The 24346-nt window shown below is 64.6% G+C and carries 18 protein-coding genes and 2 tRNA genes; 18 read left to right on the forward strand and 2 right to left on the reverse strand.

What is annotated here, in order from left to right:
* The first annotated feature begins 226 nt into the window (after window positions 1–226).
* From BCCGELA001_RS18825 to BCCGELA001_RS38400, 7 genes are all read left to right on the forward strand, one after another.
* A complete protein-coding gene (locus tag BCCGELA001_RS18825; protein ID WP_236840901.1) occupies window positions 227–1678 on the forward strand; it encodes an efflux transporter outer membrane subunit in 1452 nt (483 codons plus the stop codon).
* Window positions 1668–3071 carry an efflux RND transporter periplasmic adaptor subunit gene (locus BCCGELA001_RS18830; protein ID WP_060736025.1) on the forward strand — a complete coding sequence of 468 codons (1404 nt, stop codon included), beginning with the start codon at window positions 1668–1670 and terminating at the stop codon, window positions 3069–3071. The genes BCCGELA001_RS18825 and BCCGELA001_RS18830 overlap by 11 nt, the downstream gene beginning before the upstream one ends.
* A gap of 37 nt (window positions 3072–3108) precedes the next feature.
* The gene (locus BCCGELA001_RS18835; protein ID WP_060736026.1) at window positions 3109–6261 is read left to right on the forward strand and encodes an efflux RND transporter permease subunit; all 3153 of its coding nucleotides are present in this window, start codon (window positions 3109–3111) and stop codon (window positions 6259–6261) included.
* On the forward strand, window positions 6261–9365 hold the full coding sequence (locus BCCGELA001_RS18840; RefSeq protein WP_008559092.1) for an efflux RND transporter permease subunit: 3105 nt from the start codon (window positions 6261–6263) through the stop codon (window positions 9363–9365). The genes BCCGELA001_RS18835 and BCCGELA001_RS18840 overlap by 1 nt, the downstream gene beginning before the upstream one ends.
* Window positions 9366–9401: 36 nt before the next feature.
* Window positions 9402–10139, forward strand: coding sequence for a tRNA-uridine aminocarboxypropyltransferase (locus tag BCCGELA001_RS18845; protein ID WP_060736027.1), 738 nt, complete (start codon window positions 9402–9404; stop codon window positions 10137–10139).
* A gap of 69 nt (window positions 10140–10208) precedes the next feature.
* Window positions 10209–10282: transfer RNA gene (locus BCCGELA001_RS18850), tRNA-Cys, on the forward strand.
* Between the two features lie 181 nt (window positions 10283–10463).
* Window positions 10464–10610, forward strand: coding sequence for a hypothetical protein (locus tag BCCGELA001_RS38400; RefSeq protein WP_008559105.1), 147 nt, complete (start codon window positions 10464–10466; stop codon window positions 10608–10610).
* Between the two features lie 71 nt (window positions 10611–10681).
* Here BCCGELA001_RS38400 and BCCGELA001_RS18855 read toward each other — a convergent pair whose 3' ends face one another.
* Window positions 10682–10888, reverse strand: a complete 207-nt coding sequence (locus BCCGELA001_RS18855; protein WP_008559106.1) for a hypothetical protein — start codon at window positions 10886–10888, stop codon at window positions 10682–10684.
* Between the two features lie 255 nt (window positions 10889–11143).
* On the opposite strand from BCCGELA001_RS18855, the gene BCCGELA001_RS18860 reads away from it, so the two are divergent.
* From BCCGELA001_RS18860 to BCCGELA001_RS18885, 6 genes are all read left to right on the forward strand, one after another.
* Entirely contained in the window at window positions 11144–11404 is a 261-nt protein-coding gene (locus BCCGELA001_RS18860; RefSeq protein WP_008559108.1) for a hypothetical protein, read from the forward strand.
* 375 nt (window positions 11405–11779) lie between these two features.
* Window positions 11780–12943 carry a PspA/IM30 family protein gene (locus BCCGELA001_RS18865; RefSeq protein WP_060736028.1) on the forward strand — a complete coding sequence of 388 codons (1164 nt, stop codon included), beginning with the start codon at window positions 11780–11782 and terminating at the stop codon, window positions 12941–12943.
* A 10-nt stretch (window positions 12944–12953) separates the two neighbouring features.
* On the forward strand, window positions 12954–13613 hold the full coding sequence (locus tag BCCGELA001_RS18870; protein WP_008559118.1) for an OB-fold-containig protein: 660 nt from the start codon (window positions 12954–12956) through the stop codon (window positions 13611–13613).
* A gap of 23 nt (window positions 13614–13636) precedes the next feature.
* Window positions 13637–15334: a flotillin family protein gene (locus BCCGELA001_RS18875; protein ID WP_008559121.1), complete on the forward strand. Its 1698-nt coding sequence runs from the start codon at window positions 13637–13639 to the stop codon at window positions 15332–15334.
* Window positions 15335–15543: 209 nt separating this feature from the next.
* Window positions 15544–15912, forward strand: a complete 369-nt coding sequence (locus BCCGELA001_RS18880; protein ID WP_008559123.1) for a hypothetical protein — start codon at window positions 15544–15546, stop codon at window positions 15910–15912.
* Between the two features lie 138 nt (window positions 15913–16050).
* Window positions 16051–16125, forward strand: a tRNA-Asn gene (locus BCCGELA001_RS18885).
* A 219-nt stretch (window positions 16126–16344) separates the two neighbouring features.
* On the opposite strand, the gene BCCGELA001_RS18890 is transcribed toward BCCGELA001_RS18885, so the two are convergent.
* Window positions 16345–17454, reverse strand: a complete 1110-nt coding sequence (locus BCCGELA001_RS18890; RefSeq protein ID WP_144441361.1) for a putative sugar O-methyltransferase — start codon at window positions 17452–17454, stop codon at window positions 16345–16347.
* A 245-nt stretch (window positions 17455–17699) separates the two neighbouring features.
* On the opposite strand from BCCGELA001_RS18890, the gene BCCGELA001_RS18895 reads away from it, so the two are divergent.
* The 5 genes from BCCGELA001_RS18895 to BCCGELA001_RS18915 all read left to right on the forward strand — a co-directional run bounded on the left by BCCGELA001_RS18895 (window position 17700) and on the right by BCCGELA001_RS18915 (window position 24345).
* A complete protein-coding gene (locus BCCGELA001_RS18895) occupies window positions 17700–17879 on the forward strand; it encodes a hypothetical protein (protein WP_060736029.1) in 180 nt (59 codons plus the stop codon).
* Window positions 17880–18019: 140 nt separating this feature from the next.
* On the forward strand, window positions 18020–18682 hold the full coding sequence (locus tag BCCGELA001_RS18900) for a protein-L-isoaspartate O-methyltransferase family protein (protein WP_008559132.1): 663 nt from the start codon (window positions 18020–18022) through the stop codon (window positions 18680–18682).
* Between the two features lie 204 nt (window positions 18683–18886).
* Entirely contained in the window at window positions 18887–20272 is a 1386-nt protein-coding gene (locus tag BCCGELA001_RS18905) for a TolC family outer membrane protein (protein ID WP_008559134.1), read from the forward strand.
* A gap of 303 nt (window positions 20273–20575) precedes the next feature.
* Entirely contained in the window at window positions 20576–21343 is a 768-nt protein-coding gene (locus BCCGELA001_RS18910) for a PopZ family protein (RefSeq protein ID WP_060736030.1), read from the forward strand.
* A 125-nt stretch (window positions 21344–21468) separates the two neighbouring features.
* A complete protein-coding gene (locus BCCGELA001_RS18915; protein WP_060736031.1) occupies window positions 21469–24345 on the forward strand; it encodes a valine--tRNA ligase in 2877 nt (958 codons plus the stop codon).
* Window position 24346: the final 1 nt, after the last annotated feature.

Genomic DNA, 24346 nt, shown 5'->3' on the forward strand with positions numbered 1-24346 from the left:
CTGACTTTCGCCTGTTCCGGCGTGCTTCTCGCACCTGCGGGACTGTCCCGCAGTTCCGCGCCCGGCTAGTATGGGTCTCAAGGTTCCGAGAAAGCATCGCAGCTGTGAACGAGTTGTCCAACGTCCCCCGCCTGTGCCGCCGCGAATCGGCTAATCCGGCTTCGCGGTGGCGGCTCGATCTGCCCGGCGGGGGGTGGATGTGACACGGGATGTTCCAGCGATCGCCATGCGGCGGTCTCCTGCTTCGCCGTCCCGGACGCGCCTTGCGGCGCGCTGGCTTGCGGCGCTGTGCCTTGCGGCGAGTTCCGGTGGGTGCCTGCTGACGCAGGATCTTCCCGATCCCGCGCTCGACGTTCCCGCGCAGTACAAATACGCGGGGAAGGGAGATACGCCGCCGTCGCTGGATTGGTGGCGCGGCTTCCGCTCAGCCGAGCTGACCCAGCTGATGGAGGAGGCGCAGACCGTCAATCTCGATATTGCCGCTGCCGTTGCACGCATCGTCCAGGCCGACGCCCAGGCGCGGCAGGCGGGCGCGGCGCTGTTGCCCAGCGTGTCGACGGCCGGATCGGAAACCTATTCGCGTACCTCGGGCTCGAGCGCCTCGGGTCTGTCCATCGGCGGACGCGAGGTCGTCAACTATTCGGCCTCGCTGAGCGCGAGCTATCAGCTCGATTTCTGGGGCCAGAATCGCGCCGCGCTGCAGACGGCGGAGGAGACGGCCCACGCCAACCGCTTCGATCGCGACACGGTCGCGCTGACGACGCTGGCGTCAGTCGCTAACGCCTATTTCCAGGTGCTAGCCTCGCAGGACCGCATCAGGACCTCACAGCGCAACATCGCCAGCGCGCAACGCATCCTCGACGCCGTCAGAGATCGCCGCAAGGCCGGCACCGGTACCGATCTCGACGTCGCCCAGCAGGAAAGCGTGCTGGCGAACCAGAAGGCCCTGGTGCCGCCGCTGCGCCAGACGCTCGACCAGAACGTCAACGCGCTCGCCGTGTTGGTGTCGCGGCCGCCGGAGAGCGTGCGAGTGCTCGGCGGCTCGCTGGACCGGATCGCGATCCCGCGCGTGACGCCCGGCCTGCCGTCGGAGATCCTGACGCAGCGGCCCGACATCCGCCGGCAGGAGGCGCAGCTTGCGTCGGCCACCGCGAACATCGGCAATGCCCGCGCGCAGTTCTTTCCGACGATCCAGCTCACCGGCAATGGCGGCTATCAGAGCTCGGCGCTGGTCTCGCTGTTCCAGCCGCATGCCGCCTTCTTCCAGCTCGTCGGCAGCGCCACGCAGCCGATCTTCGATGGCGGCAGGATCCTCGGCAATTTCGAGTTCGCCAAGGCGCGGCAGGACGAGTTGCTCCAGACCTACCGCAAGACGATCATCCAGGCCTTTGCCGACGTCGACAACGCGCTGTTCTCGATCAAGCAGACCACGATCAGGCTGCAATTGCAGCGCGACGTCGTTGCCGCCTCGCGCCGCGCCTTCGATCTCTCCGAGCAGCAATTGCGCGCCGGCACTGCCGACATCGTGACCGTGCTCAACACCCAACTGACCCTGTTCCAGGCGGAAGACGCGCTGTGGCAGGCCCAACTCGCACGGCTTCTCGCCATCGTCAGCCTGTACCAGGCACTCGGCGGCGGTTGGGAGCCGAGGATGGAGAAACCGGTCAATGCTCTTTAAGCCCGATACAAAGCAGGGCGCACAGGAGGCGACGGCGAAGAAGTCGCGCGGCCGCGGATTCGTCATGACCCTGATCACGCTCGCGATTCTCGGCGGGCTCGGTTATCTCGGCTGGACCGTCACGCAACAGCAGCAGGCCAACAACCGCAACCAGCGCCCCGATCTGCCGGTGCCCGTGCTGGCCGCAACGCCGCGCATCCAGGACGTTCCGGTCTATCTCGACGGCGTCGGAGCAATCCGCGCGCTCAACACCGTGACCGTGCGCTCGCAGGTCGACGGCAAGCTGATCGCGGTCAACTTCACGGAAGGCCAGGACGTCAAGAAGGGCGACGTGCTCGGCGAGATCGATCCCGCGATCTACCAGGCGCAGTACGACCAGGCTGTGGCCAAGAAGGCGCAGGACCAGGCGCAGCTCGCCAACCAGCGCATCGACCTTGCACGGTACGAGCAGCTCGCGGCGTCAAACGCCGGCTCTAAGCAGCAGGCGGACACCCAGCGCGCGCTGGTGGCGCAGACCGAGGCGCTGGTGAAGGCGGACCAGGCCGCGATCGACAACGCCGCAGCAACGCTCAGCTACACCAAGATCGTGGCGCCGATCTCAGGCCGCGCCGGCCTGCGCCAGGTCGACCAGGGCAACATCATCCACGCTTCCGATACCACCGGCCTCGTCGTCATCACGCAATTGCAGCCGATCGCGCTGTGGTTCAGCCTGCCGCAACAGCAGATCATGCGCGTCAACGCCGCGGCGGCGAAGGGAACGCTCCCCGTCGACGTGTTCGGCAATGACGGCGTCACGGTCATCGACACGGGCAAGCTCACCGGCATCGACAACCAGGTCGACCAGACCACCGGCACGCTCAAGCTCAAGGCCGAATTCCCCAACGCCAATTACCAGCTCTGGCCGGGCCAGTTCGTGAACGTCCGCCTCAAGGTCGAGACCTTGACGCAGGCGCTGGTGGTGCCGACCTCCGCGGTGCAGCGTGGTCCGATCGGGACCTTCAGCTACGTCATCGGCGAAGACAACGTCGTCTCGGCCAAGCCCGTGACGGTGACCCAGCAGAACGAGCATGACGCCGTCATCGCGAGCGGCCTGTCGCCGAACGACAAGGTCGTCACCACGGGCTTTGCCAATCTGTCCGACGGCTCCAAGGTGATCATCGGCCGCGACGACCAGACCCCCTCGGCCGATCTGGCGCCGCGTAAGCGTTCGCGCGGGCCGGACGCTCAGAAGAAGGATGGCGCCAAGGAAGGGCAGAAGGAGCACCAGAAGGACGGACAGGGCAAGGACGGCGAGCTCCGCGCCAAGCGCAAGAGCAGCGAGGGCGACCAGAAGGGGCAGACCGGGCCGGCTCCCGGGCCGGGGGCAGCGGGAAGTGGAGCCAAGCAGCCATGATCCCGACAACAGCCGCGTGATGCGGCAGGCGTAACCCATGGGTGTCTCCGAACCCTTCATCCGCCGTCCGATCGCGACCTCGCTGCTCGGCATTGCGCTCTTGATCGGCGGGCTGCTGGGCTATTTCGCGCTGCCGGTCTCGGCGCTGCCGCAGGTCGATTTCCCGACCGTGCAGGTGACGACGCAGCTGCCCGGCGCCAGCCCCGACGTGGTCGCCTCGCTGATCACCGCACCGCTGGAGCGGCAGCTCGGCCAGATCCCGTCGCTATCGGCGATGAACTCGACGAGCTCGTTCGGGGTCAGCCAGATCTCGCTCCAGTTCGACCTCAACCGCGACATCGACGGCGCCACCCAGGACGTCCAGGCTGCGATCAATGCCGCAGCGGGCGTGCTGCCCAAGACGCTGCCTTACCCGCCGACCTACGCCAAGGTGAACCCGGCGGATGCACCGGTGATGACGCTGGCGCTGCGTTCGGACACGATCTCGCTGCGGGCGATGAGCGACATCGCCGACACCATTCTGGCGCAACGGCTGAGCCAGATCTCCGGCGTCGGCCGCGTATCCGTGCTCGGCGGACTGAAGCCGGCCGTGCGTATCCAGGCGGACCTTGCGCGACTCGCCGCCTATGGCATCGCCATGGAGGATCTGCGCACCGCGATCGCCAATGCCAACGTCTCGGGGCCCAAGGGCTCTCTCGACGGCGCGCAGCAAGCCTACATCATCGCCGCCAACGACCAGATCGCCGCAGCCGACGCCTACAGGCCGATCATCATCGCCTACCGCAACGGCTCGCCCGTCACCATCGGCGACGTCGCGCAGATCGTCGACGGCCTCGAGAATGACCGCACCGGCGGCTGGTACCAGGGCACGCCGGCCGTCATCATCGACATCCAGCGCCAGCCCGGCGCCAACGTCATCGACGTCGTCAGCCAGATCCGTGCCGAAATCCCCAAGGTGCAGCGCGCGATCCCGGCCGGCGTGAACCTGACCATCGTCTCCGACCGCACCGTGACCATCCGTGCCTCGGTGCGTGACGTGCAGTTTACGCTGGTCCTTGCCGTCGTGCTGGTGACGCTGGTCGTGCTGCTGTTCCTGCGTTCGCTGCGTGCGACCGTGATCGCGGGCGTGGCGCTGCCGCTGTCGCTGATCACGAGCTTCGGCATCATGTATTTTGCCGGCTTCAGCCTCGACAATCTGTCGCTGATGGCGCTCACGATCGGCACCGGCTTCGTGGTGGACGATGCCATCGTCATGATCGAGAACATCGTCCGCCACATGGAGAACGGCGACAGCGCCATGGAGGCCTCGCTCAAGGGCGCCAGCGAGATCGGCTTCACCGTGATCTCGCTGACGGTCTCGTTGATCGCGGTGTTCATCCCGCTGCTGTTCATGTCGGGCCTCGTCGGGCGCATGTTCCGCGAATTCGCGTTGACGCTAACCATCGCGGTCGTGACCTCCGCGGTGGTCTCGCTGACGCTGACGCCGATGATGTGCTCGCGCCTGCTCAAGCATGCCCATGAGGAGCTGGCGGTGCCGGGCCTGGCCGCGATTAGCCGCTTCATCGACCGTACCGTCGAGGCCTATCACAGGACGCTGCTGTGGGTGCTGGAGCGTCAGCGCGCGACCTTGGTCGTAACCTTCGTCACGCTGATTGCGACACTCGTCCTCTATGTCGTCGCGCCAAAGGGCTTCCTGCCGCTTCAGGACACCGCCTCGATCACGGCGGTGACGGAGGCTGGCCCCGACGTGTCGTTCGCGGAGATGCAGAAGCGGCAGGCCGAGGTGGCCGACGCCATCAAGGCCGATCCCGACGTCGTCGGCGTCGTCTCCGTGATCGGCGCCGGCTCGGTCAACCCGACCACCAATGTCGGGCGCCTCGTCATGAATCTGAAGCCGCGCGGCGAACGGCGTGACGATGTCGCAGCGGTCGTGATCCGGCTGAAGGAGAGGGTGGCGGGCATTCCCGGCATGACCGTCTATTTCCAGCCGGTGCAGGACGTGCAGATCTCGACCCAGTCGAGCCGCTCGCAGTACCAGTACACGCTGACGGGTACCGACGCGGCGCTGGTGTCGGAATGGGCCGGCAAGCTGGTGGCGGAGATGCGGCGTGATCCGCTGTTCCGCGACGTTTCCTCGGAGGCGCAGGAAGGCGGCCTGCGGGCGCAGCTCGACGTCGACCGCACGCGGGCCGGCCAGCTCGGCGTCAGCCTCCAGGCCATCACCGATACGCTCAACGACGCCTTCGCGCAGCGGCAGATCTCGACCATCTACGGCCAGGCCAACCAGTACCGCGTCGTGCTGGAGGCACTGCCGATGTATCAGCGCGATCCTTCGGTCCTGTCGAAGCTCTATCTGCCGGGTGCCGCCAGCAGCACGACCGTCGGCGCGCCGAGCGCCCAGGTGCCGCTGTCGGCCGTAGCGACCCTGAAGCGCACCACTGCGCCGCTGGCGATCTCGCACCAGGCGCAATTCCCGTCCGTGTCGCTCAGCTTCAACCTGGCGCCGGGCGCCGCGCTCGGCGATGCCGTCGAAGCGGTCAAGACGATCGAGACCCGCATCGGCATGCCCAACAGCATCGTCGGCGTCTATGCCGGCGATGCCGCCGAATTCGCCAAGGCGCTCGCCGGCCAGCCCTGGCTGCTGCTCGCGGCCGTGATCACGATCTACATCGTGCTCGGCGTGCTCTATGAAAGCTACATCCACCCGATCACGATCCTGTCGACGCTGCCCTCGGCCGGCGTCGGCGCGATCCTGGCGCTGATCCTGTGCGGGCAGGATCTCTCGGTCATCGGCCTGATCGGCATCATCCTCCTGATGGGCATCGTCAAGAAGAACGCGATCATGATGATCGACTTCGCGCTGGACGCCGAGCGCGGGCAGGGCATGTCGCCGCAGGAGGCGATCGTGCAGGCCTGTCTGTTGCGCTTCCGCCCGATCATGATGACGACGCTGGCGGCGCTGTTTGGTGCGCTTCCGCTGGCGATCGAGAGCGGCACCGGCGCCGAGCTGCGCTTCCCGCTTGGCGTCTCCATCATTGGCGGCCTGCTGCTGAGCCAGCTGCTCACGCTCTACACCACGCCGGTGATCTACCTCGCGCTCGACCGCATCAACCGCCGCCTCGAGCAGGCGCTGCCGCCGGCCGAATCCGGCGGCCCGCCGGTCGCGGGCGCGACCGAGGGGATGCAGTGATGGTCTCGATCTCGGAGCCCTTCATCCGCCGCCCGGTCGCGACCACGCTGCTGTCGATCGGGTTGTTCCTGCTGGGTGTCGTGGCCTACGAGTTCCTTCCCGTCGCCTCGGTCCCGAACGTCGACTTCCCTGCCATCTTCGTCTCGGCCAGCCGTCCCGGCGCCGATCCGTCCGTGATGGCCGCGACGGTAGCCTCGCCCCTGGAGCGGCGGCTTGGCGAGATCGCCGGCATCAACCAGATCACCTCCACGAGCTCGCTCGGTACCACCAGCATCCAGCTCCAGTTCGACATCGGCCGCAACATCGACAAGGCCGCCCGCGACGTGCAGGCGGCGATCAACGCCTCGATGGTCGATCTGCCGACCGACCTGCCGACGCTGCCGCGCTTCCGCAAGGCGAATACGGCCGGCGCGCCGGTCTTCGTGCTGGCGTTGACCTCGAAGACGCTGTCGGCCAGCGCGATCTACGACGTCGCCGATACGGTCATCGCGCAGCGCATCTCGCAGGTGCCTGGAGTGGGCGACGTCACGGTCTCCGGCGCCGACCAGCCGGCGGTGCGGGTGCAGCTCAACCCAGTCGCGCTGTCGAATGCGGGCATCGCCACCGACGACGTCCGGACCGCTATCATCAACGCCAACCCGCTCGGTCCCGTCGGCATCTTCAACGGCGAGCGTCAGAGCGAGACGCTGGCGCTCAACAAGCAGATGCGCACGGCGAAGGAGTTCCGCGACATCATCATCAAGAGCTCGAACGGCAATTTCGTTCGGCTCTCCGACGTCGCAGACATCGAGGATTCCGTCCGCAATGCGCGCTCCTTCGCCTGGTTCAACAAGCAGCCGGCGGTGCTGATCCAGATCACCAAGCAGGGCGACGCCAACGTCATCGACACGGTCGACCGGGTCAAGGCCCTGATCCCCGTGTTGAAGCAGTGGATCCCGGCCGGCGTCGAGATCTCCACCCTGGTCGATCGTACCGGCACGATCCGCGCCAGCGTGCTGGACATGCAATGGACCTTGCTGGCGACCGCGCTCCTCGTCATGGTCGTGGTGTTCGTGTTCCTGCGGCGACTGACGCCGACGATCGCGGCGGGCATCTCGGTGCCGCTGGCGCTGGCAGGAACCTGCGCCGGCATGTGGGTCGCGGGCTTCTCGATCGACAATCTGTCGCTGATGGCGCTGGCGATCTCGGTCGGTTTCGTGGTCGACGACGCCATCGTCATGATCGAGAACATGTACCGCAATCTCGAGCACGGCATGCGGCCGTTCCGGGCGGCGCAGGAGGGCGCCAGGCAGATCGGGTTCACCGTGGTCTCGATCAGCCTGTCGCTGATCGCGGCCTTCACGCCGCTGATCTTCATGGACGGCGTCGTCGGCCGCCTGCTGCGCGAATTCTCGCTGACGCTGACCTTCGCGATCCTGGTCTCGACGCTGGTGTCGCTGACGGTCACGCCGATGATCTGCGCCCATTACATCCGGCAAACCACCTCGGGCACCGCGACCTTGTTCGATCGACTGATCGAAGGCTCGCTCTCGCGCGTCGTCGCCTTCTACACCCGCACCTTGCGCACCGTGCTGGAATATCCGCTGCTGACGCTGCTGGTGTTCTTCGCGACCATCGGCCTCACGGTGACGCTCTACATCAAGGTGCCCAAGGGCTATTTCCCGACCGACGATTCCGGTTTCATCATCGGGGCGACGCGTGCCTCGGCCGACATCTCGTTCCAATCGATGCTGGGCCTCCAGCAGCGGCTTGCCGACATCGTGATGCAGGATCCTGCTGTGGCCGGCATCGGATCGACCGTCGGCGGCGGAGGCGGGCCGGGGGCGGCGACCTCCAATCGCGGCTCCATGTTCATCAGCCTGAAGCCGCCGGAGGAGCGCGACCACGTCTCCACACAGGTCGTCATCGATCGTCTCAGACGCGCGCTCTATCCCGTGCCCGGCATTCGCCTCTTCATGTTCGCCGCCCAGGACGTGCGCGCCGGCGGACGGCAGAGCGATTCCGACTACCAGTACACGCTGACCAGCACCGATCTCAGCCTGCTGCAGAAATGGGCGCCGATCGTCGCCAAGCGGATGGAAAGCATCGAAGGCATTACCGACATCTCCAGCGACCGCGATCCCGGCGGGCTTCAGCTGACCCTGTCGATCGACCGCCAGAAAGCCTCGGCGCTGGGCGTCAACGTTCAGGACATCGACAATGCGCTGAACAATGCGTTCTCGCAGCGGCAGATCGGGATCATCTATACCCAGCGCAACCAGTACATGACGGTGCTGGAAATCGACCCGAAATTCCAGGTCGATCCCTCCAATCTGGATCGCATCTATGTCGCGGGCGCCAATGACGTGCAGGTGCCGCTCTCGGCCGTGGTGCACGCGACGCGCGGGCTCGCCGCGCTCGCGGTCTATCACTCGCAGTCTTTCCCCTCGACCACGGTGTCGTTCAACCTCTTGCCCGACGTGCAGCTGCAGGATGCGACGCAAAATATCCAGCGCGCGGTCGAGGAATTGCACATGCCCGAGGGTATCCGCGGCAGCTTCGACGGCAATGCCGGCGATTTCGCCAAGACCAGCAGCCGTCAGCCGCTCCTGATCCTCGGCGCGCTGGTTGCGATGTATATCGTGCTGGGGGTGCTCTACGAGAGCCTCGCCCATCCGCTCACGATCATCTCGACGCTGCCCTCGGCCGGCCTCGGCGCGCTGCTTGCGCTCCAGCTCACCAACACGCCGCTGACGGTGATCGCGTTCGTCGGCATCATCCTCCTGATCGGCATCGTCAAGAAGAACGGCATCATGATGGTCGACTTCGCGCTCGATGCCGAGCGTCAGCGCGGCCTGTCCTCGGCGGAAGCGATCTTCGAGGCCTGTCAGGCGCGCTTCCGCCCGATCCTGATGACGACGATGGCGGCTTTGTTCGCCGGCATTCCGCTCGTCATCGCGACCGGCCCCGGCACGGAGCTGCGCCGGCCGCTCGGCATCACCATCATCGGCGGCCTGTTCGTCTCGCAGATCCTGACGCTGTACACGACGCCGGTGATCTACCTCCTGATCGACCGCCTGCGGCGGCGATCTGCGCCGCGTCCGCTGGCTGCGCCTGCGGAATAGGTTGTTGAAGCGCGGTGCAAAGCGTATAGCGGCGCGATGTCCAATCCGCCCGACATCGCCGCTGCGCCCGAGCCGGTCCCCGAATGCCCGCACTGTCAGAAGCCGATGCCGCTGTGCATCTGCGACAGCGTCACGCCCATTGAAAATCGTCTGTCGCTCCTGATTCTGCAGCATCCGCAGGAGCAGGACAGGGCACTCGGCACGGCGCGGCTGCTTGCGAAGCATTTCGAAGATGCCACTGTACGCGTCGGCTTGTCGTGGCCGAGCCTGTCCAAGGCGCTCGGACGGCCGGTCGAGAACGCCGCGCGCTGGGCCGTGCTCTATCTCGGCTCGGCCCGCGCTGCAGACCTCGACGTCGAGGGCGAGATCGTCGCGCTCAACCGCAAAGGCGAGGTCGCGGAGAACCAGCGCGCGATCCTCGGCAAGCTCGAAGGCGTGGTGCTGCTCGACGGCACCTGGAGCCAGGCCAAGGCGCTATGGTGGCGCAATCCCTGGATGCTGAAATGCCAGCGCGTGATCCTCAACCCCGCGCACCCCTCGCGCTACGGGCGCCTGCGCAAGGAGCCGCGCCGCGACGGCCTCTCGACCATTGAGGCCGCGGCGACGATTCTCGCCGGCCTTGAACGGCGCCCTGATATCACCGAGATCCTGCACGCCAGTTTTGAGCGACTGCTGACTCGCTACCGCGAAGTTCAGGTCGAAATGCCGGAATTGGCGCCAAAGCCGGCCCCGAAGGGCCGCCGACGCGATTTCAGGCGCAGCAAGCGGGACTGACTTCGGCCCATATCATCCGCCGTTGGACTTGCGACAAGCGCCGGAAATGTCTAAGGCATTCCGCCGTGGGGCCACGTGGCGGAGTGGTTACGCAACGGTCTGCAAAACCGTGTACACCAGTTCAATTCTGGTCGTGGCCTCCATTACAAGCACCTGATTTTGAAAAGTAATTGGCTGTAGCGCAGGCCTCGCGCCGATCCGCTTGGCAGGCGACCGGGTGAGTCCGGGTTCGCCTGGGGCCTAGTGAAGCCCGCGATTCACCTCGGTGGCACAGAGTTCGCATCGGCTGGGCGAAATGCCCTATCACCGAGCGCTGGAGCACCCGTGGGCGAAATCGTCCGATTTGTTCCGAAAACCGAATTGGAGCGTGCCCGTCTCATTCGCGAGGCGCGCGCGATCTATGACAGCATCTTTCCGCCGGCGGCCCCCGACCGGGTGCCGCAGGATAGCGAGGATCACGTCAAAACCTGACCGCCGCTTGGGCGCTCGCCCACGACAAAACGCCCGCGAAGCGGGCGTGTCCATTCGCAACGACGATGGCCTCAGCAGGCCGCGTACCAGCCTTCCGGAAAGGGCAGCAGGGGCCAGGCGCCCTCGTTGTCGTTGGCGGCCACTGGGGTGGTCTGGGGCAAGGCCGCGTATGGCGAGGAGCGGGGCGCGAAATCATGCTCCGGCATCGGCGCGAAATCTTCGTGAGTCATGACGTCCCGGACGGCATCCAGCAGCAAGTTGAATTCGGCTTCGCTCATCGCACCCTCCGGAACGCGGATGGCGCAATGTCGCAAAGCCGGTTTGTTGTCCGATTGACCCGATCGTTCGCATTTTAACGATCCGGCGATCAGGGCCCGATTGGTTAGCGAGTGATGAAAATCCCCTCGCGAATTCTAGGTTCCTCAGTTCGGCCGACAGTGTGAAAGAAATCACATCCCCGGAGGTTTATTTTGGCAACCTCGCGTCCGACGACGGCCAAGCGCAGCCGGACAGCGCAGAACGGGAGAACGGTCATGAAGGCGAGGTTCTTGCGGTTCGCAGCAGTGAAGAGCCGGGCGCGCCGGGCCTCGACGCTCGGGCTGTTTCTCACGTTGTTTACGTCCGCGGGCCATGCGCAGGGGACGCCGGAGCAGCGCCGGGCCTGCACGCCCGACGTTTATCGCCTCTGCGCCGGCGAAATTCCCAACGTCCGAGCCATCACCGCGTGCCTGCGGCGTAATCGCTCAAGCCAAAGCGACGCTTGCAGAAGCGTGTTCGACCAGGCCGGAGGATAGAGCCTGTGGATTTGTGCGCAGCAAGTGGAGGGCGCACCATGCAAAATCTGTCGATCTGCGTCTGTGAATATGCTGCGGACAAGCTGTTGAACGATTGGTTTGCGTGGCGCTCGTGAGTGAGAGGGCACCCTGCGCAAGTAGCCTGCTCCGCCATTGCAAGCGGAGCGGCGCAATCTGGATCGGGCTCCACGCGCCCTCGACCCAGTGCGTAAAATTGCAACCTTCGCGTGCAGAAGATCTTGATCGGCTGTGATCTAGAGGTGATCGGCCGGCTTGAACGCACGCCGGGACCGCGTCGACTAACCGACAGAGTGCATAGGGATCAGTGGAACGTGATCGAAACTGCCCTTCCGAAAGCACTAAAATGGTGCTTTAGTGCTTTTCATGAGCCCGTCGCCCCGAAATGCCCCGTCCGCGCTGCGTTATCGGCTTGCCCCTGACCCCGCCGCCAAGGCCGCGCTTGAGGCGACATTCCGGGCCTATGACCGCATGATGGAGATTCTCGACGAGGTCGCGCGGACCCACAATTTGGGCTCCAACGTGGTCCTGCTCCACGCCCATGCCTATGAGCCGATCCGTAAGGAGACCGCGCTGCCGTCGCGTCTGGTGACCCTGGGCTTGCGTGACCGTGCCGATTATCGCGCGGCCCAAGGCCGCCGCCTGCCGCTCGACGACAAGCTCGCCAAGATCAAGGGGCCTGCCACCATCTCGATTGCGACCGTAGAAGGCCGCTTCAGCGTGCCCTTCGACTATGCGGGCTATGCCGAGGGCTGGGGGCAGAGCGTGCCCGCACACCTCATCCGGACCGACGACGGTTTCGAAGTTCACTACGGCGTCACGCCGAACAGTCTACCAGAGGAGGAGAACGCTATGGATAACATCGCTGCCGCTCCCGACAATTTCCTGTCCCGTGTCGGGCGCCTGATCGCCGGAATCGCCTATGACGCGATCGAGCAGGCGGAAGGCAAGAACAAGCTCAAGGTGGTTGGACAGGCCATCCGCGAGATCGAGCGCGCCGAGAGCGAGGCGCGCGATGCGCTCGCCGCAGCCCGGGCCGAGGAATACCGTCTCAACGCGCGCCGCAGCGAAATCGAGCGTGCGATGGCCGATCTGACCGCCAAGATCGAGGGCGCGATCGCCGATGGCCGCGACGATCTCGCCCGCGCCGGCATCGCGCGACAGATGGATCTGGAAGCGCAATTCGAAGTGCTCTCGCGGGCCATCGACGAGAACAACGAGAAGATCGAGCAATGCGTGACTTCGCTGCGTGCCGTGCTGTCGGCGCTTCAGGACGCCGAGCAGCGCCGCGCCGATCTCGAAAAGAGCGAGGCTGTCGCAAGCCAGCAGGCCTCGACATCGCCCAAGAAGCAGGGCGGCAGCTCTGCGGCGGCGAAGGCGCTGCGTGCGGGCAGGGCGGTGGCGCGGGCGACCGGCGTGCCGCCGGGCATCCCTTATTCGAGCGACATCGACGAGCTCAGCACGTTGCATCGCGACAAGGAAATTGCAGCGCGGCTGGCCCGGTTGAAGTCGGGCTCCTGAGTGCCGTGTCATGAGCGCTCTGCTCGAACACGTCATGTCGCCGGAGGTCAGGCCGTTCGCGATCGCAGCGGCCATGATCGTCATCGTTGGCACGATCGAGGTGGTCTCGATGCTGGTGGGGGCTTCGCTCAGCGAGATGCTGGGCACCAACATCGATTTCGCTCACCCCAGCGACAATGGGGCGATCAATGCGATCTCGTGGATCAATGTCGGCGGTGTACCGCTCTTGATCTTCCTGCTGTTGCTGCTCGGCGCCTTTTCCATCACCGGCTTCCTGATCCAGGACGTCGCGCGGTTGGTGGCAGGTCCCTTGCCGGCGACGGTCGCCTCGGTCGGGGCGGTCGCCGCATCGGTTCCGCTGGTTCGCTTTGCCAGCCGTGCCATCGCGCGGGTCATTCCCAAGGACGAGAGCTACGCGGTCGGCCTCGGCGATCTCGTCGGCCGGATCGGTGAGGTCGTCATTGGTCCGCTCGATCAGGGGCCGCCGGGACGCGTCAGCGTCGCCGACATCCACGGCAACCGTCACTTCGTCTCGGCAGTCGCAGCACCTTCATCATCGCCTTTGCCGCAGGGAACGCTGGTTCTCCTGGTCGATCGCGACGGCACCCGCTTCGTGGCGGTGAAGGCCGACGATGAACTCAAACCTTCCAAGCCCAGTCTAAGCAGCTAGCACGTCCATTATCGGAGAGAATCATGTTCGACATCGCAGTCCCGGCCGTGATCGGCGTCGCGCTGATCGTCGTCCTGGGGATCGTCTTCACCATTCTATACAAGCGCGCCACGCGTGACGAAGCGTTCGTGCGCACCGGGCTCGGCGGCAAGAAGGTCGTGCTCGACGGCGGCGCCATGATCCTGCCGATCTTCCATTCCTATGCCAGCGTCAATCTGAAGACGCTGCGGCTCACCGTCGAGCGCAAGGAGCGGGAATCCCTGATCACCAAGGACCGCCTGCGGGTCGACATCGTCGCCGAATTCTACGTCCGCGTCCGCCCCGACGAGGAGAGCATCGCGCTCGCGAGCCAGACGCTGGGCGCGCTGACCAATGATGCCGAGGCGCTGCGCAACCAGGTCGAGGCGAAATTCGTCGACGGCCTGCGCTCGGTGGCCGCGACCATGAGCATCCTCGAGCTCCAGGAGAAGCGCTCCGACTTCGTCAAGCACGTGCAGTCCACCGTCGAGTCCGACGTGAAATCGAACGGTCTCGAGCTTGAATCGGTGTCGCTGACCAAGCTCGACCAGACCGACGTCAAGTTCTTCAACCCGGAGAATTTCTTCGACGCGGAAGGTCTCACCCAATTGAAGACCGTCACCGAGACCCGGCGGCGCGATCGAAACGCCATCGTCCGCGACAACGAGGTGGCGATCGCGCAAAAGGACCTCGAAGCGCGGCAGCAGACCCTCGGGATCGAGCGGACCAAGAAGGAGGCCGAGCTCTCCCAGGAGCGCGACATCGCCAACAAGACCGCGAGCACCCGCGCCGAGGTCGCGACTGCCACACAAACTGCGCGCCTGACCGAGGAAAATGCCCGCATCGACACCGACCGTGCCGTTGCCGAGAAGGAGGCGGGCGCCAAGCAGGTCAAGGAAACCGCGGTGATCGAATCCGATCTCGCCATCAACAAGCGCAAGACCGACGCCCAGCGCGAGATCCAGATCGCGACCCAGGAGAACGAGATCCAGATCGCCGCCAAGAGCAAGGAGACGTCGGAAGCGGTCACCGAAGCCAAGACGGCGGAGGCGCTCGCCGTCTCCGCGGAGGAAAAGGTCGTCACCGCGCGTGCCGTCGAGATCGCCGATCGCGCCCGTCTGACCCAGGTGCTGGCCGCACGGACCGAGGCCGAACGCAAATCGACCGAGCTGATCGTCGCCGCCGAGGCCGAGAAGAAGGCCTCGCTCGATCGCGCCGAGGCCGTGAAGACGCTGGCCACCGCGGAAGCCGAGTCCAACAAGATCAAGGCCGTCGGCGTCCGCAACATCGGTGAGGCCGAGGCCGCCGTGATCACCATGAAGAACGAGGCCCAGAACAAGCTAGGCAGCAACGTCATCGATTTCGAGATCGCCAAGAAGCGGATCGAGACCATGCCCTCGGCGCTGGCCGAGATGGTGAAGCCGATAGCCAACCTCAAGGACGTCCGCATCCTGCACACCGGAGGGGCGTTCGGCGGCAACGGCAATGGTGCCGGCGGCAATGTGGGCTTCGGCGAAGGCCTTGCCGGCGAGCTTCTGAAGGTGCACGCGCTGCGCCCGATGATCGACGAGATCCTGCGCCAGAGCGGCTTCACGCCGGACGACGATCCCGTAAAGGCGCTGGTCGGCGCGGTGACGGGAAAGAGCAACGGCGCCGCCGTGCCTGCGCCCTTGCCGGAGAAAACAAACGCCGCCGATCTATGAATGCCCATTCATTGCTGCGGAGAATTCGGAACGATAGAACAGGCCATGCGCGTCTCGCGTCGCGCATGACTTCCGAGTGCGGGTCGACGGCGCGTTGAAACTGTCGATCGCGCTTCGGAGGAAGCTTTCGAGGCAACGCCATTTGTTGCAACGGCGCCTGCGCCGATCGACGCCGGGCGCCGAAGCCTGTTTCGATCGGGAGATTTTCAATGAAGCATTTTCTGTCTGGGCTGATCGCGATCGGAATCGCGATCGCTGCCGCGCCGTCTTTTGCGGCTGACGCCCGCAACGTCACCGTCGTCAACGAGACCGGCTATGGCATCAAGTTCCTTGGCTTCAACGCCCCGGACGATGGTCTGGATGAATGGGAGAACGAGCTCGAGAAGGTTTTGCAGAATCAGGCCAGCACCTATGTCGAATTCGACGAGGACGACGAGGGCTGTGTCTGGAACATCCGCGTCGACTGGCAGAACTATGACGAGGCGGTGCTCTGGAAGAACGTCAACCTCTGCAAGATGACGGCGCTGCGGCTGCGCTACGACCCCGGCACCAAGACCACCTCCTTCCTCGCCGAGTAGCCCCGGCCGACATGGCAAGGGGGGAGGGCCGCGTCACGGCCCGTCCTCAGGCGCCTTGCGGAAAATGACGAATTCGTCTTTGCAAGCGCAACCGGCTTTGTTATACGCAGCCGCGCGCGAACGACTGGTTCGCCCTTTTCCTCGGTAGCTCAGCGGTAGAGCATCCGACTGTTAATCGGATGGTCGCTGGTTCGAATCCAGCCCGGGGAGCCAAATTCTTCAATAGAATCAAATAGATTTAAGCCGCCAGGCTGACGTGTTGCGCTCCACGGAGATGCTCTCGGAAGCAGATCCCCTTTTTCGTCCAGGAATCATCGGTTCCTGATCAGGGGCGGTCGGGTGCTACCTTCCGATGTCGGCGAAGGCGATCCGGCGGGCCGTCCGTTCGTTCACTATCGCAGGGCGATAGACCCCGACAGGTCGGCTGGCTTGCTAATTCGACCAAACCGCAGCTTTGCCGCGCACAACCGGAATTGGCGCTTCAATGAAAGCGACCTTGCTGAAGAAAGCGCCAAGGTAATCTTTGCAGTCAATCAGGCCGACCGGCTTATTGTCGTGGTTCTGCTCAAAGAACACACCAGTGGAGCCAATCGACGTCGATATGAGCTCAGCATATGTTTTTACCTGATGAGGGCTCATCTCGCTCATCGAGAGCGTATTGATGACAAGGTCGAATTGCTGCCGGGGAATGTGCGTTTGAGCCAAATAATTCGGGAGAAGACACACTTCTCCGCTCGATCCTTGAGCGATGCTGTTATCTGCATCCACAAGACGAGTTTCGCGATCAAGGGCCGTCGACAAGTACAGGCCGGAGAACAGGAGAGACTCGGGAAGGTCGCAAATCACGTATTGGCTTGGCTTGAGTGCGTTCAGCAGGCCTAAGCAGAGCGCGCCGTAGCCGCCGCCGATTTCGAGGATGCGAGGTGAGCGGCCACTGAACCGGTTCAGTATGTCGGAGAGGGCCATCAGGCTCATGCGTTCTTGATAGTTGACAACGTCGGAGTTCACGATGCGGCCCTTCCACCACCAGCCGCATTCGCCCAGAATGTTGGGCGCGTTCAGAACGAATTGCGACGGGATGTTGTTCGTCAACGCTTCCCAGTGCGTTATGAGCTGATCCCGTGTTTGATTGGTCCATCTCGTCTCCAGATCATCGGCGACCGGATCTGTCCCGCTGGTGCCTACGCCGGGTGCCATTTTTGTAAGATTATTTCCGCTGAAATTCTGCGAGCGGAAGCGCAGCAGCTCGATTTCCTGTGGTGTCAGTGTTGCGAGCAACTTGTAGCATCGGAGGTAATCATTCGAGATGTCGGCATCCCAATTAGCCGCAGGCATCGCAAAACTCTCGTCGATCTCCGGTTTGCTTGCGATGAGTTCACGCCGAATTCGAACGGAATCTGTGATCGCGGCGCCAAGACGCTGGGCCCGGAGAATGCTTGCTCCTGACAGCTTTTGATTTTCAAGGTGCGGAGCGATTTGCCGATCTTTCGGAAGTCTCGGCTGTGATCGAATTAGACGACCCACCATCTCAAAAACGCTCAAAGCCCGCTCCCATCAAGGGCAGGAAAGCTAACCTACAAGCTGGAATCGATCAACTCATGGTAGGCTAGCACGTTACTCGGCGAACGTTGACCGTTGGTCGACAGCCCAAGTTTATCCGTCCGCCTGCACAGAATCGCGCCCAAACAAATGTGTGTGTTGGCGCTATCGCGCCGCGCGGGCGGCACCAAATCGACCCAATTCATGTCGAGCTTCGTAGCTGCCGGAATTTTACGGAGCATGATCCAATGCGAGACGTCCAGGTTGACCGTTCCGAAATGGCCCCCTCGGTTCTGCCGGCAGATGTTCCCGAACTGAGCGACGACGAATGCCTGGCCTGCCTCGCGCGCGCCGTGGAGGCGCCCGACTCGGCGCGGCTGGACGAAGTTGCAGCGCTGATCGGCCGTCTCGCAGTCGCGATCGAATAGAGGCTGCTCGTCTCCTGATGCGGTGAGTTGCGCCCCCGGCGGGCCGTCCGGGCCAACGCCATGTTGCGTTTTGGCCGGGCATGTACCAAAGATGCCGCCAGCTCATCTCAGCGGCATAGTCCGCATTTCAGGGTCCGCAAATGTCCGGTTTCTCGACCGCGCGCCAAAAAATGGTCGATGGCCAGGTGCGCACCAGTGACGTCACCGACCGTCGTATTCTCGATGCCATGCTCACCGTTCCGCGCGAGGCTTTCGTGCCCGTCAGCAGGCAGGCTTTGGCCTATCTCGACCTGGACCTTGATGTCAGCGAGGCGGGCGCCAAGCGGTTCCTGATCAAGCCGCAGTTGACCGGCAAGCTGCTCCAGGCCGCCGAAATCGGCGAGGGGGACGACGTTCTGGTCGTCGGTTGCGCCACCGGCTATCTCGCCGCGCTGACGGCCAAGCTCGCGCGCCAAGTCACCGCGACCGAATGCGATTCGGCGCTGGCCGCGAAGGCCAAGGACGTCGTCGCCGCCCTGGGGCTCGCCAATGTCAGCTGCAAGGCTGCCTCCTGCGCCGAGGGCGATGCGTCCGCAGCGCCCTACGATGTGATCATCCTCAATGGTGCCACCGAGGTGACGCCGGAGGGGCTGTTTGGGCAGCTCAAGGAGGGCGGGCGCCTGGTGGGGGTTTCGGCCGAATCTAGGCCTCCGCGGGCCATGATCGTGACCCGTACCCACGGCGAATTCGGCCATCGGGCGCTGTTTGACGCCGCCGCCCCGGTCCTTCCCGGGCTGGAACGGGCCGCCGCCTTCGTGTTCTGACGCACAACCGCCATAAAATCCCGTTCCAAATCAGAAGTGTGGCCGGGATGCTGCACGTGAAGAGTTTCCACCGAGAACTACCCTGAGGTAGTTCCGTCGCGTTAATCCTCATCCTATGTTGCGGCGGGGCAACGACTCCACTCGGTAGACGGTAACCCAGCTCGCGGGCACGAGGTGGGCGTTACAATGAACGGAATTTCAGGGATGCATGGGGTGAAGCTCTTCACCGGAGCTGCAGTTTCGGTCCTGCTGCTGTCGCTAGCCGGGCCAGTGCCAGCCTTGGCGGACACAATCGAGTCCGCGCTGGTGCGCGCCTATCAGAACAATCCGCAGCTCAACGCGCAACGTGCCCAGGTGCGCTCGACTGACGAGAACGTGCCTCAAGCTTTGTCTGGCTATCGCCCGAGGGTCTCACTGACGGCGAGCGGCGGTTATCAGTACCAGGATTTGCAGAGTGGCCCGGGGACTGATTCCATCAACGGAACGAGGTTACCTCGCAGCGCCGGGATTACGGCTTCCCAGACGCTCTACAATGGCAATCAGACCGCCAACAGAACGCGGGCGGCGGAGAGTCAGGTGTCCGGTGCCCGCGAAGCGCTGCGCAGCCTCGATCAGAGCGTGTTGCTTCAGGCCGCCACGACCTACATGGACTACCTGCGCGACGCTGCCACGCTCGAAGTCCAGCGCAGCAACGTGCGCGTGCTCGAGCAGACGCTGAAGCAGACGCGTGATCGTTTCAACGTCGGTGAAGTGACGCGCACCGACGTTGCGCAATCGGAAGCTCAGCTGGCGGCGGGCAGGACGCAGGCCCTGACTGCAGAAGCGAATCTCACCACAACGCGCGCCAACTTCCGCCGTATCATCGGCAACGATCCGGCAAACCTTGCACCCGGCTCGCCTGTCGATCGTTTCCTGCCAGCAACGCTTGCCGCAGCGGTCGAGCTCGGCCTCGTCGAGCATCCCAACGTGACGGCGGCCATGTACGGCATTGACGTCAATTTCTTGCAGGTCAAGGTCGCTGAAGGTGCGTTGTTGCCGACGGTTACGATTCAGGCATCGGCCCAGCAGGCCAATGAACAGTCGTTGATTCAGATGCGCTCGTTCACCGCATCGGCGATCGCGCAGATCTCGGTGCCGATCTATCAGGGAGGTGGCGAATATTCCCTGATCCGCCAATCCAAGGAGAACCTGGCGCAGCAGCGTCTCAATCTCGAAACCACGCGCGACCAGGCGCGTGCGACCGTCGTGCAGTGGTGGGGGTCGTTGCAGGCCGGCAAGGCGCAGGTCCAGTCCGCACAGGCGCAAGTGGCGGCGTCCGAGATCGCGCTGAACGGCGTGCGCGAGGAAGCCAAGGCGGGCCAGCGCACCACGCTCGACGTCCTCAACGCCCAGCAGGCCCTGGTCAATGCGCGTGTCGCGCTGGTCACCGCGCAGCACGATCGCGTGGTCGCATCCTATAACGTCCTCGCGGCCGTCGGCCGTCTGTCGCCGCAGGTGCTCGGCCTAGGGACCACGGTCTATGATCCCAGCGTGCACTACCATCAGGTCCGCGACAGCTGGGCCGGCGTGCGCACGCCCGACGGGCGTTGATTCCCGCAAGTATCCGATCGGCCTCGCAAACAGCTGCGGCCGATCGGTGCTTTGCTTGCAATCCCCAAAATCCCTGACATAGCCTTGCCAAGAAGATGCGGGTCGATTCGGCCCGTATTGATGCCGTGTGCGTAAAGCTTGAGTGCCGCGGGCAGGGGCGCACCGCCGCACATTGAGCCGTGATCTGGGGACAAGTCGGGCTGTCGCAACGAAAATGGCGGGCCGTCGATCCGGAACCGGCCAATCCTGTCGTGCTTGGTGTAAAACAACGCATGCGAGGGCGTTGATGATGTGGAGTCGGAGATGACGCAGCCTGCAAAGGTCACAGAACCCTCGATGGAGGAGATTCTGGCCTCGATCCGGCGCATCATTGCCGACGACGAGGCCAAGCCACCGCCGACAGAGACCGCCAAACCTGAGAAGGCTGCGGCGCCTGCCGCGCCGCCGAAGCCACAGGCGATGAACGACATTCCGCCATCCAAGGTCGCCCCGCCCAAGCCCGCCGCCGAGAAGCCTGCAGCGCCGCCGGCCGCAAAGCCGGCGCCGCCACCACCCGCAGCGGACGCATCCAACAGCCAGGACGATATCGACGCGCTCCTGGCCGGTCTCGATGCGGCCACGCCTGCGCCGGAGGTCCGTGCGCCCGACCCGGAGCCAGAGCCGGAGCCGGAGCCCGACGTGCTCGAATTGACCGACGAGATGGCGGTCGACCCAACTCCGCCTCCGCCGCCACCGAGCTTCCGCAAGGTCGAGCCGCGCGACGATCTGGAATTCGCCGAACAGCCGCCGCCACGCCCCGCGCCGCAGCCGTCTTACGCACCCGTGGACTTCGATGCGCCGCCGCTGCCGCCGCAACAGCCGATGCTCGCGCAATCGACGGTCTCCGCGGTCGAATCCGCCTTCAACTCGCTGGCCCATACGGTGCTGAGCAGCAATGCGCGGACGCTGGAGGATCTGGTCAAGGAGATGCTGCGTCCGATGCTGAAGTCCTGGCTCGATGACAATCTGCCGGGCCTGGTTGAACGCATCGTGAAGGCGGAAATCGAGCGGGTCTCGCGCGGCGGCCGTTGAGAGGGGCCGTGCGGCCCCGATAAAGCCCTGCTCCTGCGTCATATTCGGCCTGTGGCCCGGCCGGAGCCGCCTGCCGTCGAGCTTCCCGTTGACTTGAACCGCGCGCGCGGCTTTCTAGCAGCCCCATGATCGAGAAAAATTACCAGCCCGCCGATATCGAAGCCCGCATGTCCGTGGTGTGGGAGGACAGCCTCGCCTTCAAGGCCGGTCGCCCCGACCGCCGCGACGCGGTGCCTTTCACCATCGTGATCCCGCCACCGAACGTGACGGGCTCGCTGCACATGGGCCACGCCCTCAACAACACGCTCCAGGACATCCTGTGCAGGTTCGAGCGCATGCGCGGCCGCGACGTGCTGTGGCAGCCCGGCACCGACCATGCCGGCATCGCCACCCAGATGGTGGTCGAGCGCCAGCTGATGGAGCGTCAGCAGCCCGGCCGTCGCGAGATGGGCCGCGAGAAGTTCCTGGAGCGCGTCTGGCAGTGGAAGGCCGAGAGCGGCGACACCATCATCAACCAGCTCAAGCGCCTGGGCGCGTCCTGCGACTGGTCGCGCGAACGCTTCACCATGGACGAGGGCTTGTCGAAGGCCGTCGTCAAGGTGTTCGTCGAGCTGCACCGCGAGGGGCTGATCTACAAGGACAAGCGCCTGGTGAACTGGGACACCAAGCTCTTGACCGCGATCTCCGATCTTGAGGTGCAGCAGACCGAGGTCAAGGGCAGTCTCTGGTATCTGCGCTATCCGATCGAGGGCAAGAATTTCAATCCCGAGGATCCCTCGACCTTCATCGTCGTCGCCACGACCCGTCCCGAGACCATGCTCGGCGACACCGGCGTGGCCGTGCATCCCGATGATGAGCGCTATCAAAAGCTGGTCGGGAGGAACGTGATGCTGCCGCTGGTCGGCCGCAAGATCAAAATCGTCGCCGACGATTATTCCGATCCCGAGAAGGGCTCGGGCGCGGTGAAGATCACGCCGGCGCACGACTTCAACGACTTCGAGGTCGGCAATCGCCACGGCCTGCGCCGCATCAGCGTGATCGACCGGGAAGGCTGCCTCGACCTCGTCGACAACGAGGATTATCTGCGCGACCTGCCGGAGGGCGCCGGGCAGTTTGCGGAGGAGTTCCACAAGGTCGATCGCTTCGCTGCGCGCAAGCGCATCGTCGAACGACTGGAGAGCTTCGGCTTCGTCGAGCGGATCGAGCCGCACACCCACATGGTGCCGCACGGCGATCGCTCCAACAGCGTGATCGAGCCGTATCTGACCGATCAGTGGTACGTCGACGCCAAGACGATGGCGAGGCCCGCGATCGCGGCGGTGCGTTCGGGCGAAACCTCGTTCGTGCCGAAAAACTGGGAAAAGACCTATTTCGACTGGATGGAGAACATCCAGCCCTGGTGCATCTCGCGCCAGCTCTGGTGGGGTCACCAGATCCCGGCCTGGTACGGACCCGATGGCAAGGTGTTCGTCGCCGAGACCGAGGAGGAGGCCGTCAGCCACGCGCTCGGCTATTACGTCGAGCAGGAGGTCATCACGCCGGAGCAGGGGCGCGAGATGGCGCTCGACCGCAACAAGCGCGAAGGCTTCATTTCCCGCGACGAGGACGTGCTCGACACCTGGTTCTCCTCGGCGCTGTGGCCATTCTCGACGCTCGGCTGGCCCGAAGATGCGCCCGAGGTGCAGCGCTATTATCCAACCAATGCGCTGGTGACCGGATTCGACATCATCTTCTTCTGGGTCGCCCGCATGATGATGATGGGCCTGCACTTCATGAAGGAGGTGCCGTTCTCGACCATCTACATCCACGCCCTCGTTCGCGACGAGAAGGGGGCCAAGATGTCGAAGTCGAAGGGCAACGTCATCGATCCCCTGAACCTGATCGACGAATACGGCGCGGACGCACTGCGCTTCACGCTGGCTGCAATGGCGGCACAGGGCCGCGACATCAAGCTCGCCACCAGCCGCGTCGAGGGCTACCGCAATTTCGCGACCAAGCTCTGGAATGCGTGCCGCTTCGCCGAGATGAACCACTGCGCCGTGCCCAAAGGATTCGAGCCGGCGAAGGCGACGGAGACGCTGAATCGCTGGATCGCGCATGAGAGCGCGCACACCACGCGCGAGGTGACCGAGGCGATCGAGGCCTATCGCTTCAACGATGCCGCCGGCGCGATTTATCGGTTCGTCTGGAACGTCTATTGCGACTGGTATCTCGAGCTCGCAAAGCCCGTGCTGCTTGGTCCAGACAGTCCCGCCAAGGACGAGACCCGCGCCATGGTCGCCTGGGCGCGCGACGAGATCCTCAAGCTGCTGCACCCCTTCATGCCCTTCATCACCGAAGAGCTGTGGGAGGTGACGGCCAAGCGCGACGGCCTGCTCGCCTTGGCGCCGTGGCCGCTGAAGCCCGCCGGGCCGACGCCGGAGCAGCTTGCGATGCTGGCGGCAACGACGGGGCCGACCGATCCGCTCGCCGCGCCGGCCTGGGTGCTGCCGATCTTCGACCATGCCGACTTCAGCGATCCCAAGGCGGAAGCCGAGATCGGCTGGGTGATCGACCTCGTCACCCAGATCCGCTCGGTGCGGGCCGAGATGAATATCCCACCGGCGACGCTGACGGCCTTGGTGCTCGCCGGCGCCTCGGCCGAGACGAGGGAGCGCGCGCCGCGCTGGACCGACGTCATCAAGCGCATGGCGCGCTTGTCGGACATCTCCTTCGCCGAGCGCGCGCCAGACGGCGCGGTTCAGCTGCTGGTGCGCGGCGAGGTGGCCGCGCTGCCGCTGAAGGGCGTGATCGATGTCGCTGCCGAGCGCACGCGCCTCGACAAGGAGATCGGCAAGGCCGAGGCCGACATCAAGCGCGCCGAGTCGAAGCTCGCCAACGAGAAATTCGTCGCCAACGCGGCCGAAGAGGTCGTCGAGGAGGAGCGCGAAAAGCGCGAGGCGGCCCTGGCCCGCAAGGCCAAGCTGCTCGAGGCGCTGGAGCGGTTGAAGCAGGCGTCGTAGG

The organism is Bradyrhizobium sp. CCGE-LA001 (assembly GCF_000296215.2).
In the GTDB taxonomy this organism is placed as follows: Bacteria; Pseudomonadota; Alphaproteobacteria; order Rhizobiales; family Xanthobacteraceae; genus Bradyrhizobium.

Excerpts from the sequence above, each read along its gene's own strand:
- BCCGELA001_RS18830 (WP_060736025.1), top strand. The coding sequence starts at position 1,668 with ATGCTCTTTAAGCCCGATACAAAGCAGGGCGCACAGGAGGCGACGGCG.
- BCCGELA001_RS18875 (WP_008559121.1), top strand. The coding sequence starts at position 13,637 with ATGTTCGACATCGCAGTCCCGGCCGTGATCGGCGTCGCGCTGATCGTC.
- BCCGELA001_RS18855 (WP_008559106.1), bottom strand. The coding sequence starts at position 10,888 with ATGAGCGAAGCCGAATTCAACTTGCTGCTGGATGCCGTCCGGGACGTC.
- BCCGELA001_RS18860 (WP_008559108.1), top strand. The coding sequence starts at position 11,144 with ATGAAGGCGAGGTTCTTGCGGTTCGCAGCAGTGAAGAGCCGGGCGCGC.
- BCCGELA001_RS18915 (WP_060736031.1), top strand. The coding sequence starts at position 21,469 with ATGATCGAGAAAAATTACCAGCCCGCCGATATCGAAGCCCGCATGTCC.
- BCCGELA001_RS18910 (WP_060736030.1), top strand. The coding sequence starts at position 20,576 with ATGACGCAGCCTGCAAAGGTCACAGAACCCTCGATGGAGGAGATTCTG.
- BCCGELA001_RS18835 (WP_060736026.1), top strand. The coding sequence starts at position 3,109 with ATGGGTGTCTCCGAACCCTTCATCCGCCGTCCGATCGCGACCTCGCTG.
- BCCGELA001_RS18840 (WP_008559092.1), top strand. The coding sequence starts at position 6,261 with ATGGTCTCGATCTCGGAGCCCTTCATCCGCCGCCCGGTCGCGACCACG.
- BCCGELA001_RS18895 (WP_060736029.1), top strand. The coding sequence starts at position 17,700 with ATGCGAGACGTCCAGGTTGACCGTTCCGAAATGGCCCCCTCGGTTCTG.
- BCCGELA001_RS18905 (WP_008559134.1), top strand. The coding sequence starts at position 18,887 with ATGCATGGGGTGAAGCTCTTCACCGGAGCTGCAGTTTCGGTCCTGCTG.
- BCCGELA001_RS18845 (WP_060736027.1), top strand. The coding sequence starts at position 9,402 with ATGTCCAATCCGCCCGACATCGCCGCTGCGCCCGAGCCGGTCCCCGAA.
- BCCGELA001_RS18900 (WP_008559132.1), top strand. The coding sequence starts at position 18,020 with ATGTCCGGTTTCTCGACCGCGCGCCAAAAAATGGTCGATGGCCAGGTG.
- BCCGELA001_RS18870 (WP_008559118.1), top strand. The coding sequence starts at position 12,954 with ATGAGCGCTCTGCTCGAACACGTCATGTCGCCGGAGGTCAGGCCGTTC.
- BCCGELA001_RS18825 (WP_236840901.1), top strand. The coding sequence starts at position 227 with ATGCGGCGGTCTCCTGCTTCGCCGTCCCGGACGCGCCTTGCGGCGCGC.
- BCCGELA001_RS18880 (WP_008559123.1), top strand. The coding sequence starts at position 15,544 with ATGAAGCATTTTCTGTCTGGGCTGATCGCGATCGGAATCGCGATCGCT.